The sequence below is a fragment of the Gottfriedia sp. NPDC058432 genome (assembly GCF_042721555.1).
Classification (GTDB): Bacteria; Bacillota; Bacilli; order Bacillales; family Bacillaceae_G; genus Gottfriedia.
This window is the reverse complement of the sequence record NZ_JBHXLC010000006.1, coordinates 157,113-174,240: the sequence shown is the minus strand read 5'-3', so window position 1 is coordinate 174,240 and position 17,128 is coordinate 157,113. Positions and strand designations below refer to the sequence as shown.

At 34.8% G+C, this 17,128-nt stretch carries 12 protein-coding genes; 3 read left to right on the top strand and 9 right to left on the bottom strand.

Going from position 1 to position 17,128, the window contains the following annotated elements:
• Positions 1-12: 12 nt before the first annotated feature.
• The 7 genes from ACFWM3_RS08620 to ACFWM3_RS08590 all read right to left on the bottom strand — a co-directional run bounded on the left by ACFWM3_RS08620 (position 13) and on the right by ACFWM3_RS08590 (position 8,924).
• Positions 13-1,545, bottom strand: coding sequence for a class I adenylate-forming enzyme family protein (locus tag ACFWM3_RS08620; RefSeq protein WP_390311055.1), 1,533 nt, complete (start codon positions 1,543-1,545; stop codon positions 13-15).
• A gap of 198 nt (positions 1,546-1,743) precedes the next feature.
• Entirely contained in the window at positions 1,744-3,345 is a 1,602-nt protein-coding gene (locus tag ACFWM3_RS08615) for a long-chain-fatty-acid--CoA ligase (protein ID WP_390311054.1), read from the bottom strand.
• 146 nt (positions 3,346-3,491) lie between these two features.
• Positions 3,492-4,280, bottom strand: a complete 789-nt coding sequence (locus tag ACFWM3_RS08610) for an enoyl-CoA hydratase/isomerase family protein (RefSeq protein ID WP_390311053.1) — start codon at positions 4,278-4,280, stop codon at positions 3,492-3,494.
• 53 nt (positions 4,281-4,333) lie between these two features.
• A complete protein-coding gene (locus ACFWM3_RS08605) occupies positions 4,334-5,530 on the bottom strand; it encodes an acyl-CoA dehydrogenase family protein (protein WP_390311052.1) in 1,197 nt (398 codons plus the stop codon).
• Between the two features lie 101 nt (positions 5,531-5,631).
• Positions 5,632-6,810, bottom strand: a complete 1,179-nt coding sequence (locus ACFWM3_RS08600; RefSeq protein ID WP_390311051.1) for a lipid-transfer protein — start codon at positions 6,808-6,810, stop codon at positions 5,632-5,634.
• An 89-nt stretch (positions 6,811-6,899) separates the two neighbouring features.
• Positions 6,900-8,081: a CaiB/BaiF CoA transferase family protein gene (locus ACFWM3_RS08595; protein WP_390311050.1), complete on the bottom strand. Its 1,182-nt coding sequence runs from the start codon at positions 8,079-8,081 to the stop codon at positions 6,900-6,902.
• 72 nt (positions 8,082-8,153) lie between these two features.
• Positions 8,154-8,924, bottom strand: a complete 771-nt coding sequence (locus ACFWM3_RS08590; RefSeq protein WP_390311049.1) for a 3-hydroxyacyl-CoA dehydrogenase — start codon at positions 8,922-8,924, stop codon at positions 8,154-8,156.
• A gap of 336 nt (positions 8,925-9,260) precedes the next feature.
• Between ACFWM3_RS08590 and ACFWM3_RS08585 the strand changes: the two genes are divergently transcribed.
• The 3 genes from ACFWM3_RS08585 to ACFWM3_RS08575 all read left to right on the top strand — a co-directional run bounded on the left by ACFWM3_RS08585 (position 9,261) and on the right by ACFWM3_RS08575 (position 13,627).
• Complete coding sequence (locus ACFWM3_RS08585; RefSeq protein ID WP_390311048.1) at positions 9,261-10,211, top strand: LysR family transcriptional regulator; 951 nt, start codon at positions 9,261-9,263, stop codon at positions 10,209-10,211.
• Between the two features lie 118 nt (positions 10,212-10,329).
• Complete coding sequence (locus tag ACFWM3_RS08580) at positions 10,330-11,778, top strand: spore germination protein (protein WP_390311047.1); 1,449 nt, start codon at positions 10,330-10,332, stop codon at positions 11,776-11,778.
• A 406-nt stretch (positions 11,779-12,184) separates the two neighbouring features.
• On the top strand, positions 12,185-13,627 hold the full coding sequence (locus ACFWM3_RS08575; protein WP_390311046.1) for a DUF1254 domain-containing protein: 1,443 nt from the start codon (positions 12,185-12,187) through the stop codon (positions 13,625-13,627).
• Between the two features lie 622 nt (positions 13,628-14,249).
• On the opposite strand, the gene galT is transcribed toward ACFWM3_RS08575, so the two are convergent.
• Both galT and galE read right to left on the bottom strand, forming a co-directional pair.
• Positions 14,250-15,755 carry a UDP-glucose--hexose-1-phosphate uridylyltransferase gene (gene galT, locus ACFWM3_RS08570; protein ID WP_390311045.1) on the bottom strand — a complete coding sequence of 502 codons (1,506 nt, stop codon included), beginning with the start codon at positions 15,753-15,755 and terminating at the stop codon, positions 14,250-14,252.
• Entirely contained in the window at positions 15,752-16,756 is a 1,005-nt protein-coding gene (gene galE / locus ACFWM3_RS08565) for a UDP-glucose 4-epimerase GalE (protein WP_390311044.1), read from the bottom strand. The genes galT and galE overlap by 4 nt, the downstream gene beginning before the upstream one ends.
• Positions 16,757-17,128: the final 372 nt, after the last annotated feature.

Below are 17,128 nucleotides of genomic sequence, written 5' to 3'. Positions count from 1 at the left end.
AAATAAAATCTATTAATCTTTTATACTCGAAGTTTTAAGTTCATCTCTCAACATGTATTTCAACACTTTACCTGATGCATTTCTTGGTATTTCCTTGTATTCAAAAATTAGTCGCGGAACTTTATATCCAGCTAGTTCTTTACGACAAAATGCAATGATTTCATCATGATCTAGTTTTTGACCAGCCTTTGCAACTACAACAGCCGCGACTGTTTCTCCCCAAACTTCATCAGGTACTCCTACTACAGCCGCCTCAAGAATCTTTGGATGTTTATAAAGAATTTGCTCTACTTCTGTTGAATAAATATTTTCGCCACCACTAATAATCATGTCTTTCTTTCGGTCAACAAGATTGATATACCCATCTTCATCAATTGTTGCAAGATCACCTGTATATAACCAGCCATTACGAAGCACTTTATGTGTCTCTTCTGGCTTTTTATAATATTCTTTCATCACTGATTCACAACGAAGAATTAACTCTCCAATTTCACCTGGATTAATTTGTTCACCAAAATCATTCACAACTTTAGCTTCATCATTAAATTGAGCTTTTCCACAAGTTCCAAGCTTATCCTTATGTTCGGAAGGCAACAAAGCAATACCACCTGGACCACCTTCTGTTAAACCACATAAATTAATAAACTGGTCTGTTTCAAACATTTTCATTGATTTTTTTATAAGCTCTGTAGGCATAGGAGCTGCCCCATATGTACAGCGTGTTACTGAAGTCAAATCATATTTTTCTCGATCCTTAACCTGAAGAAGGAAGTTATACATCGTAGGAACTCCAAAATAAAGAGTAATCTTATACTTATCGATTGCTTTTAGTACTTCTTCTGGATCGAACGATTCATGAATCACTTGGGTACACCCTAAAAAATTACTAGTAATCATAAATACATTTAACTGTGCAGCATGAAAAAGTGGTGCAATGTGAAGGATTCGATCAGAGGAATCCATTTTTTGAATCATTGCATTCCTTATAGATGCATGAAGAACACGATGATGATCTAATAGGACACCTTTAGGAAGCCCTGTTGTACCAGATGTATATAAAATTTGAGCATCATCCCATTCATCAACTTGAATAATAGGATTGGAATCATTGTTGGTTATTATTTCATCTAGAACTTTTTGATCTGGAGCTGTACGAACACCTACTGAGATCACTAAATTTATTTTTTCGTTTCCCCCCGTTGATTTATAAATTGCTTCACAGTATTCATCGTCAAAGAATACGATTGAAGAATCCGAATCATTTAATATATAAGTGATTTCTCTTGTAGTAAGTCGGAAATTGACGGGAACGGCAACAGCGCCAACCTTCATAATGGCATAGTATACGAACATAAACATGTCTGAATTTTTCATCATTAGGGCAATCTTGTCACCTTTTTTCACACCTTCAACTATCAAACCATTTGCTATTCGATTTACTTCTCGATTAAAACGATCATAGGAATAGCTTTTATTCCTAAAATAAATTGCAATCTTTTCAGGAATACTGCGTGCATGTCTTTCTATTGTCGATCCAACATTCATACTTTTATATTCCTCCTTAAAAATCACGTTACGATTAGGTAATTACTTTAAAATTAATTGAATAGTTAATAGTTTGAATAGTTAATAGTTAAATGGAAGGAATCTTTGTAAAAATAGCTCGAAGTAAGTTTCACTCCGAACTATTTTGAATTTCCAGACTTAAAACGATGTTACTTTACTAATAGATGCCTAAAATTATTAAAGACCCAACAATTCCGATTTTTGAAGATCTTCATTCTTTAATTGCAGGCGCAATATTTTTCCTACAGGAGTTTTCGGAAGTGATTCTTTAAATTCAATAATGCGTGGGACTTTATAATTCGTTAACCTCTCTTTACACCACTCTCGAATTTCTTCTGATGTAAGTGTATATCCTTTTTTTAGAACAATCGCCAATTTGACTGTTTCGATTCGATAAGGATCAGGGATACCGTAAACACAAGCCTCCAACACTGCAGAATGTTTATAAATGACTTCTTCCACTTCAGCTGGATATACATTAAAGCCACCAGTAATAATCATTTCCTTCTTTCTACCGACGATATAGAAATATCCTTCATTATCCATCGTTGCCATATCTCCTGTGTGTAGCCAGCCATTACGGAGAGCATTATCTGATTCTTCTTGATTCTTCCAATATCCTTTCATGATTTGTGGACCTTTTACAATTAACTCTCCAGGTTCACCAGCTTGCATCTCCTTTGTACCTGTTGCGATATCAACAATTTTCACGTCCGTATTTGGCAATGGAATACCGATGCTACCTACTTTTCTTTTTCCATTTACTGGATTACGGGTAACCCCTATTGTTGCTTCTGATAAACCATACCCTTCAATGATTGGTACACCTGTTTTCTCTTCAAATCTATTCAATATTTCAACTGGAACAGGAGCAGCACCACAAACACATAATTTAAAGCATGATAAGTCATTTTCCAATAATTCAGGATGATTGAGCAACGCTATATACATCGTAGGAGAACCCATAAAAATCGTAGGTCGATATGTACGAATCAACGTTAAAATATAGTCTAAATCAAACTTTTTAACCATTACAAAGCTTGCACCTATAAAAACCGATTGAACTAATGTGAAAAGCCCAAGCCCATGATATAGTGGAGCAATACCCATTTGGGAATGTCCCTCTTCATTTAAAATAGGCTTGCTACATTCACTTCCTTGATAAAGCGCTGCTGCCATATTGGAATGTGTAATCATTACCCCTTTTGGAAATCCAGTCGTTCCACCTGTATATAGGATAATTGCTACATCATTTGGTTGCAGATCCATACTAGGTAGTTCAGTCGTCTCATTATCAATCCAAAGGTGTATATTATTCTCTTCTTTGACCACTTCATCTGCAGTAATAAACTTTACTTTGTCAAACATTCCAATTTTGTCCAGTTTTTCTTTTACTTCTCGAAAAGCAATCAAACCTACAGCTTCCGAATTATTTAATAGATGTTTCAATTCTTCTGGTTTAAAATATGGATTGATTTGAACAACTACACCACCTAAACGTTGTACCGCGAAAAAAGCAATTGCATATTCAAGGCAATTTGATAACATGATCGCAATCCGGTCTCCTTTGCGAAAACCTCTTTTATATAGACCGTACGCCACACGTTCACAAGCTTCTTTCAATTGTAAATAGGTGATTTTTCGATCACCATCAATAATGCCAATTTTAGAAGGGTTTTCTTTCGCTGCTAGATCAAGAACTTCTAATATTGTTAGTGATGGAATGTCAATTTTATAAGAAACTTCTTCAGGATAATTTGCTAGCCAAGGTTTATTCAAGTTCCCCTCTCCACTTCTTTGAATTTAATGATTCTTAGTTCTTTTAAAACTTTTACTAATCAATTTTCTATTCAATTTCTACTAAATCGGAGTTTTACAAGTGACTAACTGTATTAACTAGAATAATTTTTATATAGTTTAGGCTATTATTGGTTGCTAATCGATTTTGAAAAATTTGGTCGTCTTTTCTCTAAAAATGCTTGTACTCCTTCTTTTACATCATCCTTAAGGAAGAGCTCTTGAAACAATTCTGCCTCTCTTTCAAGTGCTAAATGAATAGATAATTCTAGCCCTTCATCGACTGCTTTTTTAATATTTCTTAAAGCAGCAGGAGAGTTATTGCATATTTTAGCTGCTAGTTTCATAGCTGCTTCTATTCCTTCTCCGGATGGAACTACCTTATTAACTAAGCCAATTCGAAGCGCATCCTCAGCAGAAATATGATCACCTGTAAATAATAGTTCCTTTGCCTTTGCTTCTCCTACAAGTCTAGGTAGCCTTTGTGTTCCACCAGCACCAGGTAATAGCCCTAACTTAACTTCTGGAACACCAATGAGAGCATGTTCTTCGGCGATTCTAAGATCACAGGTTAATGCAAGTTCACACCCTCCACCAAGTGCAAACCCATTAATAACAGCAATCGTTGGTTTAGGAGAAAAGTCAATACAATTAAAGAACTCATGATTATCCATAAATTCCGGCATTAGGCTTGGATTACCAATTTTTTCTGGTAATTCTCTTATGTCTGCACCTGCCATAAAAGCCCTTTGACCAGCACCTGTTAAGATGACCACCAACACATTGTCATCTGAATTAAGCTCATTGAATGTCTTACTTAATTCACCTTTTACTGCTGTACTAAATGTATTCATAGGCGGATTATCAATTGTAACAACAGCTACCTGTCCTTTTCTTTCAACTGTAACTAAACTCATTCATTTCACCTCATTAAACGATTATTTTTCAAAAATACCAATTTAATCGAATACTATAATCCTAGGTTTTTTGCGATAATATTTTTCATAATTTCATTCGTACCTGCATAAATCGGCATAACTGCAACATCTCTATATTGACGAGCTATATCATATTCTTCCATATACCCATAACCACCATGAAGCTGTAAACAACGAGCAGACATCTTTCTAGCTTTATCTGTCATCCACCATTTCGCCATTGAAGCTTGGGTTGTTATATCTTCTCCATTCATATGCCTTACTGCCAGATCGTCAATGAATGCTCCTGCGATCGATAATTCAGTTGCCATTTCAGCAATTTCAAATTGTGTATTTTGGAAAGAGCTAATAGGTACACCAAACGCATGTCTTTCTTTAACATATCTAATCGTAGACTCTAACATTTCTTGTCCAAGTGCGAATGCAGAGCTTGCACAAATAATTCTCTCTTGTTGCAATTTATCCATTAAAATATAGAAACCTTCTCCTTCTTTTCCAAGGAGATTAGAAACTGGAACTCGAGCATCCTCAAAAATTAGTTCAACTGTATCTTGTGAATGTCCACCCATTTTTTTCAACTTACGTCCACAAATAAATCCAGGCGTATCTTTTTCAACCATAATGATACTAATACCCTTGCGTGCTGGAACTGCTTTAGGGTCTGTTTTCACAACTACGAAAATTAAATCTGCATTCAAACCATTTGTAATAAAAGTTTTTTGTCCTTTAATGACATAGTAGTCTCCATCTCGTACAGCTGTTGTATTAACACTTGCTAAGTCTGAGCCCGTACCTGGTTCAGTCATTGCAACCGCTGTAAAAATATCTCCAGTCACACATCCATTCAAATATTTTAGCTTTTGTACTTCTGTACCATATTTTTCGATATATGGTACTGTAATTGAACTATGAAGACTTGCCCCACCGATGCCTCCACCAATGCGAGAAGTTTCTTCTGCAAGAACTAAATTAAATCCAAAATCTAATCCTAATCCGCCGTAAGCTGGATCCACCTGAGGACTAAGAAATCCATGCTCGCCCATTTTTTTGTAAAGTTCCCTAGGCGTGTAACCATTTTCTTCCCATTCATGAAGATACGGTTTTACTTCTTTTTCAATGAATTTTTGTAATGATGTACGGTACATCTCATGTTCATCAGTAGAATATGCTCTTTTTGTAGAAAACAAATCAAAAGTAGGTGCTTTTGTTGTAGAACTTGTTTTAGACATCATTATTCCTCCAATTTTTAAATGGTTATTAGATTATGAAATACATAGTTTTATACTTTGAGAAAACCTGAAACTAAGTATCGATTACAATCTTGTTTTTATTAGTTGATCTTGTACATTGAAACGACAACAGCTCCACCTAGACCTAAGTTATGTTGTAATGCAACTCTTGCATTTTCAACTTGTCTTTTTTCTGCTTGACCGCGTAATTGCCAAACAAGTTCTGTGCATTGTGCTAATCCAGTAGCTCCAAGTGGATGACCTTTTGACATTAAACCACCTGAAGGGTTAACAACATATTTACCACCATACGTATTATCGCCATTGTTAATAAAAGTCTCTGCTTCTCCTTCACCACATAAACCAAGTCCTTCGTATGTAATAACTTCGTTTGGTGTAAAGCAGTCATGTAATTCAACAACATCCACATCCTCAGGCCCAATCCCTGCTTTTTCGTATAATTCTTTTGCGGCTCTTTGAGTCATTTCAGCACCAACTACATTTAATACATTTTCATATGTTGCCTCTGTATCTGTTGCCAAAACTTGTGAAACAATCTCTACCGCATTCTTAATTCCATGTTTTTTGGCAAATTCTTCAGTACAAACAATTGCAGCCGCAGCACCACATGACGGTGGGCATGCCATGAATCTCGTTAAATAAGGTGGACAAATAACTTGTGAGTTTAAAACTTCCTCTACAGTTAAAGGCTTATCGAAAATTGAATAATGGTTATTAATTGCATGATTACGAGTTTTTACAGCAACTTTTGCAAAAATATCAGGATTTGCACCATATTTTTCAATATAAGCAGTAGCTGCCTCTCCAAAAAACTTAATTGCCCCATTTGGTACATTGCTATTTGTTAGCTCATCTAATCGATCATTAAATGTTTTCAGAGGAGAAGTTCGATCATTCCATACCTCTGATAATGCACCTGGTTGCATCTCTTCAAATCCAAATGCAAGTGCACAGTCAATCGCACCAGACTCCACAGCTTGTCGTGCTAGATATAGTGCAGTCGAACCTGAAGAACAGTTATTATTTACGTTAATTACCGGAATTCCTGTCATCCCAACTTTATAAAGTGCTGCTTGGCCACAAGTACTATCCCCATATACATAGCCTGCAAACGCCTGTTTAATTTCTCTATAATCAATACCTGCATCTTGAATTGCACTTCGAATTGCTTTAGAGGCCATTATTTCATAAGGTTCATTTTTTCCTGGCTTCATGAACTTGACCATTCCAACACCGATAATTTTCGCTTTTTTGCTCATGTTTACTCCATTCCCCTTTCATTTAAGTGCCTTTCCCAAATAAGGAAACGCTTTCATTTACTTTTAATAAACCATTGAACAATTTTAATTTACCTAATTACTCTTTTATTTCTTAACTCTTTAATTTTTTCTGTTGAATACCCATGTTCTGCTAAAATACAATTTGTATGTTGGCCAGATTTTGGTGCTAGTTCCCGAATAGTTCCAGGCGTTTCTGACATCTTAATAGGTGGTGAGATAAGCTTTACTTCACCTAGCTCTGGATCATTGAATGATTGAAACAATTCTCTTTCAATAATTTGTGGATCACTTTCTAAATCTTCAAATGAATTCAAAGGTGAAACGCATGCTTCAACATTTGAAAATACTTCGACCCATTCCTTTTGAGTCTTGGTTGAGATAATTGCTTGAATCTCAAGTTTCATTTGATCCTGAATTTGAATAGGAGCATACTGTTTTTGTATCAAATCTTCTCTTTCAATCACTCTACAAAATTCTTTCCAAAACTTAGGTTCAACCGCTCCAACGGAAAGAAAACGCCCATCTTTTGTTTCATACACTTCGTAAAATGCATTTTTACCAGATAGTTGAAGTTCACCGCGTTTTGTTGGTATATTTGCGGTTAAATAATCTGGCAAATTAAGTTGTAGCCATGAAAGAGCACCATCCATCATTGAGATGTCAATAAATTGGCCTTTCCCAGATCGTTCTCTCTCAAAAAGAGCCATTAAAATCCCAACAGTAGCTAATAACGCACCGCCTCCAAGATCAGCAATTGGCACGGGTGGAACAGTCGGTTTTCTATTTCGTTCACCAAAAAGTTCAAGTAATCCCGCGTAACTAATATAATTCAGATCATGACCTGGCTGCTTAGCATATGGACCAGTTTGACCATACCCTGTTACTGCACAATAAATAAGTGATGGGTTAATTTTCTTTAATTCTTCATAACCAACTCCTAGCTTATCCATTACCCCTGGTCGAAATGATTCAACAACAACGTCTGATTTTTCAACTAATTTCAAAAATATAGCCTTACCTTGTTCACTTTTTAAATCTAAACAAATACTTTTTTTGTTACGATTAAGTGAATGAAAAAACGCGCTATCCTCACCTACTTTAGGTTCACCCGCTCTTGCATAATCACCTAAATTCGTATCTTCTATTTTTATTACTTCAGCCCCATGGTCAGCTAAAAGCATCGTGCAATATGGACCAGGTAATAAACGCGTTAAGTCTAATACTCGTAGAGAATTTAATGCTGAAGACATTCTATTTCCTCCAACTTTGCAAATTATTGATACTACAACATGAGACGTTTATCTATCTAACTACTAAAAAATTTATTTAGGTTGCATACGGATAGCACCGTCTAGACGTATTACTTCACCATTTAACATAGGGTTTTCAATGATAGACTGAGTTAATTTTGCAAATTCACTTGGTTGACCTAGTCGTTTTGGGAATGGAACCATTTCTCCCAGTGCAATTCTTACATGTTCAGGAGCTGTTTCAAGAAGTGGTGTATCAAACAATCCAGGAGCAATTGTCATCACACGAATTCCGTGATTAGCTAAATCTCGTGCAATTGGTAGAGTCATTCCAGCGATCGCGGCTTTAGAAGCACTATATGCTGCCTGGCCCATTTGACCTTCAAAAGCTGCAACCGAAGCTGTATTGATAATAACGCCTCTTTCTCCATCCTTATTTATTTCGTTTTGTGCCATTTTTTCAGCAGCTAAACGAATTACATTAAACGTACCAATTAAATTAACCTGAATAACCTTTGTAAAAGCTGCTAATGGAAACGGACCATATTTACTTATTGTTTTAATTGCATTACCTATTCCTGCGCAGTTTACCAAAGCGTTAACTTTACCAAATTGTTCAACAGCTTTATTTAAAGCCTCTTGTACTTCTGACTCATCCGTTACATTTGTCTTAACAAAAAGTACATTTTCTTCTCCAAGTGATTGAACAAGCTTATTACCTAACTCTTCATTAAGATCAATGATGACAGCTTTCCCACCATTTTCGATTATATTTTTTACAGTAGCCTCTCCAAGTCCAGATGCTCCACCAGTAACAACCACAACACTGTTCTTTAAATCCATTTTTCATCTCTCCTTCACTAATCATCAATGTAAAAATGTTTATAGGATAAAGCACTAATAAAAGTGTACTTACCTACTAATTAAATGGTAAATTTTAATTTAGATACTATTCAAAAATCGTATTCTATTAAATAATAGAAAGTGATTGGTAGAATAAACGAATTCACTCAATCAGTCTCTCGATTAATTATCAGAATACTTTTAATTATCGTAACTTTAAGTTATTCTATAGTAAATTAATGGTTTTGAATGGTACTTTAAGCTAGAGTTAATTAACGAAAATATCCGGTATTTATAATAGACATTTCTACATAAATTTCTACTAGAGGTGAAACCATGCGGATCGAACAATTACAATATATTGTCGAAATAGCAAAAACTGGCTCAATCACAAATACTTCTGAACAACTACACCTATCAGCCCCAGGTATAAGTCAATCAATTAAAGGATTAGAAGAGGAACTTGGTGTAAAAGTATTTGATCGTTCAAGAACTGGATTACTTCCAACTGAAATAGGAAAAGAAATTATTACATTGGCTCAAGAAGTATTAAACAAAATGGAGGAAATGAAAGAAGTTGCCAATCATCATATAGCCTCTATAGAAGGTAATCTATCTATTGCAGTAATTAATACACTATGTAGAAGCATTGTTCCACAGACGCTTGCTAGCTTTAAAAATAAGTATCCTGGAATAAATGTGAAAATAAATGAATTTTCTGCGAACAGTCTCGCAAAGAAAAGCGTTTTAAATGGAGATGCAGATATTGGCTTACTAGCTCTTCCCCCGAAATTTAATGAAGAAAATAAACTATTAATGACCAAACATGTTTTAGATAGCCCGTTGCAAGTTTGTTTTAGTAATAATTCCGAGCTTGCAAAACGAACAACCGTCAATATTAAAGACATTGTCCATTTACCAATCGCTGCATATAGCAATAATTCAGAGACAATTGATTACTTTAATTCATTTTCAAAGTTTGGAAAACTTAATATTTTGTTTCAATCAAATAGTCCTGAGACAAGAAATTATTTTATATCACAGGGCCTAGCAATTGGTTTTGACTGTGCTTTAGCTACTAGATTTGATTATAGTGTTAAAAATGGTAATATTTTAGCGGTCCCTTTAAGTGGACTTGAGTCGGACGTTTCAAAGCTTTCCTTTTATTGTATTCACTTAAAAAGCCAGCACCTCTCTTTTGCTGCAAAAGAGTTTTTAAAAGAGGTCCAAAATCAATCAAACAATCTTGAAGAAGATTCAATCAATAAAAGCCTGATCAAAAAATAATTTTTGATCAGGCTTTTATTTTATTTTTTGAGGTTATCAATCCAATTAGTTTGTTTATTTTTTTGTGGTTAGGTAATAACTGTTTTTATACTTTTTATGGGGAATTAGGAGAGATTATATGGACCAACTTCAGTCATCCACTTTATCTATTAGCTTACATAAAAATATCAAGCTGATTAAAGATAGTTTTCATCAAACATCTGATCTAAAAATCCGATCATTTACAATGAATGATGAAGTTTTAAGAAACGCTGCGATACTGTATATTGACGGAATTACAGACACGAAAAACTTGCAAGAATATATACTAACTCCTCTGTTGAATATTCATCACATAGATAGTATTGAAGCCGTTGTTACACGTAATATATCTATTATCGATGTAAACGTTGTGACTGACTGTGATGAAATCAAAGTAGGTCTATCGAAGGGTAAAGCTCTTGTTTTAATGGATGGCTTTTCGGAAGGAATTTTAGCGGATTCAGCCGATTGGAAAATGCGATCACTTACTGAACCCGATACTCAACGATCATCTCTTGGACCGCTAGTCGGATTTAACGAACAACTAACCGTAAATGTGAATCTTCTTCGGAATATCATACAAACTCCTGATTTTACTGTAGAAACTTTTACAATTGGAAAAAAGTCGAAAACGAATGTTTCAATTATGTATATCGATGAATTTGTTGATCAGAATGTTCTTGAAGAAACCCGTAAAAAAATAAGTTCAATTAATGTTACCTATCTACTAGAAGCCCGTGTAATAGAAGATGCGCTTGAAGAAAAGAAAGTTCTATTTCCTCTTGTATTTACATCTGAGAGACCTGATGTTACAGTTTCTGCTTTATATGAGGGGCGAGTAGCAATCATGGTTAACGGTGTACCGTACGCGTTAATTGTTCCTACTTTATTTATTCATTATTTTCAGCAACCAGATGATTATCACACAAAAGCCAATCGATTTATGATCAGATTTTTTAGACTTTTCACATGGCTAATATCTACTTGTTTGACTGGACTCTATGTTACAGTCGTTCGTTATCATCACGATTGGTTTCCTAGTCATTTTAGTAAAGATCTTTTAACACAATCTGACACATTACTACCCATTCTTTTAGAAATTATGTTCCTCCACTTTCTATTTGATTTACTTTCAGAAACTACTTTTAGAGTACCTAAATCAACGGTCCTTCTCATATCCTTAATTGGTGCAATTGTAGTCGGTCAAACATCTGTTGAAGCCAAAATCGTTCATTCTTTAAGTTTAATTATTGTAGGAGTTACCTTTTTGGCTAGTATGGCGATTACAGCAGGAGGGTTATGGGGTACTATGCGTGTACTTCGGATTTTCTTGCTTTTGCTCGCATACTTTTGGGGACTAACTGGTATGGGAATTGGATTAGTCATAATAATTGTCTATATGGCGTCGCTTAAATCGGTTGGAGTACCATATTTGGCTCCATTTATTCCATTCCGATTTAACGAGATGAAAGATGTATTATTTAGAGGTAATTTACAGAGATTAATCAATAGTAAACATACCTATCCTAAAAAATATAAGAAATAACTACATATTAAGAGTAAAGAAAAAAGAGCTTGTTAAGAGCTCTTTTCTATTTTTAATTATCCCATCATTAACTCTCGCATACTCTTTATAACAGCACCCTACAAAATATTGTTATACAACAAAAAAATCTCTTGATATACACATAGCAGGAGTTGAAATAGAAAAGAAAAGCTCAAACCTTTGATATAAAAGAGTTTGAGCTTTTTCATTCATTTGATTCTAGACTACTGTGCCATTTTAAAAAAATCTTTAGACTAGTTGAATTAGTTGTTACAACATGAATTTTAAAGCTTCATATCAATAAATTAACGAATACTTAAAGTACCATCCAAATTTATTAATCATCTAATAGTTTAAATATTGCTAATATTATAATTATTATCAGTTACACATTGGAGGTATTATGATGAGAAAAAATTTTTTATCACCAATAGCAATTGGATTAATGACATCAATGGCAATCGTCACAAGTAGTGGAGTATTTGCTGATACGTCAACACAGAAGCAAAATTATAGCAGTTCATCACAAATTACTGCACAGGCAGCACTACCCCAACTGCCATTTCGTTCAAATTTAGCATACAGTACAGGGGTGAGCGCTTATATTTATGGTTATACACTTGTAGAAATGGCAAGAACTATGCAAAAATTTGAGCAAACAAATGAACTAAACACATTTAAACATGATCGAAATTTAGCAGATGATAAGTTTAGAGATTTTGTTAAGCCAAACAATGACACATTATATTCACAATCTTGGTTGGATTTATCAAAAGGGCCACAAGTATTAAGTTTCCCTAAGATTAATAGATATTTTACATTCCAGTTTATGGATGCGTATTCTAACTCATTTAAATACATTGGTGGCTCAAACAAAAAAGAGTATAAAGGCGGAAAATATATTATTGTTGGACCAGACTGGAAGGGTAAGTTTCCAAAAGGTGTCAATGTAATTAAATCACCTACAAATATGACTTGGGTCTTAGGAAGAACATTAGTAGATGGCGAGAAAGATTTGACTGAAGTACATAAAATTCAAGATTCATACAAATTAGCACCGTTAAATAGAAACCAAGCAAAGGGTTCAATTAATATACCAACAATTCAAACAAATGACTATGATGATCCAATTAAGTTTTTTAACCTAATGGCACAATTAATGAAATTAAATCCTGCCCCTCAAAGGGATGAAGCATTATTAAGCCAGCTTGAATTTATTGACCTAGATCCTGTGACTGGATTATTTACTGGAACAGCAGATCCTGTTGTTTTAGATGGATTAACTAGCGCTGTAAAAGACGGAAAGGAAGCTATTCAAAAGTCACTTCTTGTCCTTCAAAAGCCAAATAACGGTAATTGGACAGTAAACTATGACCGTGTAGGTACTTATGGTGTCTACTATTTAAACAGAGCCATGATTGCTATGAATGCTCTTGGAGCGAATATTCCTAAAGAAGCAGTATATGCGATAACACGAAAAGATAGTGATGGAAATACATTAAGTGGACAAAGTAAATATGTTATTCACTTCGATAAAAATAATTTACCACCTGTCAATGATTTCTGGTCAATCTGTATTTACGATTCTACGAATTACTTTATAGCAAATCCGATTAACCGTTTCTCTATTGGTGACCGAACAGAAGGATTAAAATATAATATTGATGGTTCATTAGATATTTATGTTCAAAGCACAGCACCTGTAGGGCATGAATCAAACTGGTTACCTTCACCTTCATCAACAACAAATACTGGCTTTGCATTATTGTTAAGAATGTACACTCCTAAAGAATCTGTACAAAATAATTCGTATATAATTCCATCCGTAAAAATATCATCTGAACAATAGTTTATTAAAAAAAGGAACTTTACATAGAGGTACACAATGCAGCTGGCAAAAGACATTTCGAATAAGTTATTCGGGTGACTTTTGTCATTTTTATATTCTTTATCCGAGGTTTTCAAAATTAGACATTCTCCCTGTGCCCTTAGATAACTATTTTCTTCCTCAATAGAGCTAAATCTAGTCTTAGGACGAACGATAAATGGATCTGTAGTTTTACTCGATTTTCCTCTTTGCTCGTCAAATAACTCTACATTTCCTACGAATAACTCTCCTGTAAGAATTGTATCTTGATGTGAATGCTAAAATTAGCTGCCCTGTTGCTATCTTTTGCACCTATTTCGGTAAAAAGTGAACTTTCTAGTTTTTTAATGAAATTTTATTAATTAATTGAATGTCGCGCTTGATTTTGTCAAAGCTCAAATCCAAAGCACTATCTACAACCTCTTTACTTTATACTTACAGGATAGAGATATAAAGCTTAAAAAAACCGGTAACGTCATAATGAAGCGTCACCGATTCTTGTTATCAATTAAAACATCTAGGAGCATTTATAATTTTCAGATGTAATGTCATTCCTACCAGTTGCTGTACCTGTTCTAGTTATGGTGCTGATTTCTCCATACTCCTATCCTTCTGTCCATTTGGAATTTAAAGTCAGAATAAATCGTTTAAACGCACCTACGCCTTCTTCGTTCCGTTTAAAAACACCAGCATTTTCAAGCATTTGTAAAAATTTCTGTCCAACTTCTTCTCTTACAATATGCTGTACATTTTGTTTATTTACCCGATTGTCATACTGGGCTTTTAATTGTTTTGCCCACGGTATATGATATGATCGAATATCACTTGACATATTAAGCAAGAACTTTTCTACTTCCTGAAGTTCTGTTTTTAAGCGAGCAGGTAGTACAGCTAATCCCATTACCTCTATCAATCCCATATTTTCTTTCTTAATATGATGTACATTCTCATGAGGGTGGAATATACCCAATGGATGCTCTTCACTTGTACGATTATTTCGCAATACAAGATCCATTTCAAATATCCCATTCCGATGGCGTACAATCGGCGTAATTGTATTATGTGGGGTTCCATTTGTAAAAGCACATATATTAACAGAAGAATCACTATATCCCTTCCACTTCTCTAATACGTATTCACCTGCATTTACTAATCTTTCTATGTCCCCACTTTTTAAGCGAATAACTGACATTGGCCATTTAATAATAGAACATTGGATTTCTGGAAAGTCAGTTAGTTCAAAAATAAAGTCGTTTTGTGCTTTTGCCATAGCAAATTCAAAGTTTCCGCCTTGATAATGGTCATGAGTTAAAATAGATCCTCCAACAATTGGCAAATCTGCATTGGAACCAAGGAAATAATGTGGAAATCTTTCTACAAATTTTAATAAACGCAAAAATGTTTGGCGGTCTATTTTCATATCTCGGTGTTCTGCGGACAATACAATACAGTGTTCATTGTAGTATATATACGGTGAATACTGTAGAAACCATTTTTCATCTGTAAGATTCAAATGGATCATACGGTGGTTCGAGCGTGCAGGATGTCCAATTCTACCAGCATATCCCTCATTCTCAATACAGAGTAGACATTTTGGATAATTCGTACTTTTCAACGCTTTTTCTCTCGCAATTTGTTTTGGATCTTTTTCGGGCTTCGATAAGTTAATTGTTATATCGATGGCACCATATTCCGTATTTACTATATAATTTATGTTTTTTGTAATTTGCCTCATTTGGATATAGTTACTGTTCTTACTTAATTTATAGAAGTAATCTGTCGCATTCTTTGGATTTTGTTCATATTTTTCATAAAATAACGCATTAACAGTCGAAGGCCTGGTGATAAAGACATCCATAATTTTGCTTGCTAAAATCTCCTTTTCATCCAGTACGTTCTCAATAACTTCATGTGTACAAGCATATTCAATTAATTCTTCCAATAATTCTGGAATTTCTTTCTTAAAAAACTCTGACTCTTCCACTACAAAGTCATCTAAGCGAAGCAAGGAAAGAATTTTATTCCTTACATATACTACATCTTCTTGTTCAACCAATCGAGCTCCAATAGCACAATCAATTAACTGTTGGATAGATTGATAAATCGTCATCGTTTTACTCCTCGGCCCTCATAGCCGTGTGGATTGTTGCAATGCCAGTTCCATGCATCTTTTATAATTTTATGTATAGATGTACGGGTTGGCTGCCATCCTAATGTACGCTTTGCTTTCTCCGAAGAAGCTATTAACATGCTTGGGTCGCCTGCTCGTCTTTCACCAATCTTTACGGGAAGCGATTGATTGGTAACTTCCCTGGCCGTATCTACGATTTCTATTACCGAGAAGCCTTGGTTACTCCCGAGGTTGAAAATCTCACTGTTTCCCCCATCCATTAAATAACGAAGTGCTAAAATATGCGCATCAATTAAATCCTCTACATGGATATAATCACGAATACAAGTGCCGTCTGGCGTATCGTAATCGTCACCAAAAATCGTAATTTGTTCTCTATGCCCTAAAGCTGTTTGAAGTACAATCGGAATTAAATGTGTTTCAGGGGAATGATCCTCACCGATATCGCCGTTTTCTCTTGCCCCTGCAACGTTGAAGTAGCGGAGAGAGACATATTTAATTCCATAAGCAACATCGCACCATTTCATCATTTTCTCCATTACCAATTTCGTTTCTCCGTACGTGCTAGTCACATTATTTTGCATATTTTCTGTTATCGGAACTTGACCTGGCTCACCGTATGTAGCCGCAGTGGAGGAAAATACTATTTGCTTGACCTGAAATTCATTCATTATTTCTAATAAAACCTGCGTACCATACACGTTATTATCAAAGTATTCAATCGGCTTCGTCATAGATTCGCCTACCAAGGAATTTGCGGCAAAATGCATCACAGCATCAATATTCTCCTCTCGGAACACATCTCGTAAAAACCATTTATTCCGAATATCACCTTTATAAAATTTTGCTTTTGGATGAACAGCTTGTTCGTGACCCGTTTGCAAATTATCTACAACTACTACTTCATATTTCTTATCAATTAGTTGATAAACCGCATGAGATCCGATGTAGCCGGCACCACCTAACACTAAAATGCTCATTATATTACCTCCCCCGTAAATTATCTTGCTCTATCTTCACTAAATTTGGCTGATTCACTTTCTCTTCTGAATCCACTAATGCATAGAATTGGATAGCTCTCTTCTTTTATTAGTGTTCGTAATAAAGATTTTATTGCCGTACACACCTAAGTGGGGCGTTCGTTTTTAAGTCTTTTGTTAAAGTATACGAATGTAAAAATACATCCACAATAAACATCTTGTCGTGTTTTTTAGATATCTTGCTTTTCACTTGTAAAAACTCACTAATAAACTACAAAGAGAAAGTGATTTTCTAGGAGGGATTTCCTACGATTCGATAAACACAATAAAGCCTACCTCCTTAGAGATAGGCCTTAATTCATGTTAATGTTA

What these genes read in the sequence shown, in the direction of transcription:
- ACFWM3_RS08580 (WP_390311047.1), top strand. Translation starts at nt 10,330, where the DNA reads ATGGACCAACTTCAGTCATCCACTTTATCTATTAGCTTACATAAAAAT.
- ACFWM3_RS08605 (WP_390311052.1), bottom strand. Translation starts at nt 5,530, where the DNA reads ATGTCTAAAACAAGTTCTACAACAAAAGCACCTACTTTTGATTTGTTT.
- ACFWM3_RS08590 (WP_390311049.1), bottom strand. Translation starts at nt 8,924, where the DNA reads ATGGATTTAAAGAACAGTGTTGTGGTTGTTACTGGTGGAGCATCTGGA.
- ACFWM3_RS08595 (WP_390311050.1), bottom strand. Translation starts at nt 8,081, where the DNA reads ATGTCTTCAGCATTAAATTCTCTACGAGTATTAGACTTAACGCGTTTA.
- ACFWM3_RS08600 (WP_390311051.1), bottom strand. Translation starts at nt 6,810, where the DNA reads ATGAGCAAAAAAGCGAAAATTATCGGTGTTGGAATGGTCAAGTTCATG.
- galT (WP_390311045.1), bottom strand. Translation starts at nt 15,755, where the DNA reads ATGACGATTTATCAATCTATCCAACAGTTAATTGATTGTGCTATTGGA.
- ACFWM3_RS08575 (WP_390311046.1), top strand. Translation starts at nt 12,185, where the DNA reads ATGAGAAAAAATTTTTTATCACCAATAGCAATTGGATTAATGACATCA.
- galE (WP_390311044.1), bottom strand. Translation starts at nt 16,756, where the DNA reads ATGAGCATTTTAGTGTTAGGTGGTGCCGGCTACATCGGATCTCATGCG.
- ACFWM3_RS08620 (WP_390311055.1), bottom strand. Translation starts at nt 1,545, where the DNA reads ATGAATGTTGGATCGACAATAGAAAGACATGCACGCAGTATTCCTGAA.
- ACFWM3_RS08585 (WP_390311048.1), top strand. Translation starts at nt 9,261, where the DNA reads ATGCGGATCGAACAATTACAATATATTGTCGAAATAGCAAAAACTGGC.
- ACFWM3_RS08610 (WP_390311053.1), bottom strand. Translation starts at nt 4,280, where the DNA reads ATGAGTTTAGTTACAGTTGAAAGAAAAGGACAGGTAGCTGTTGTTACA.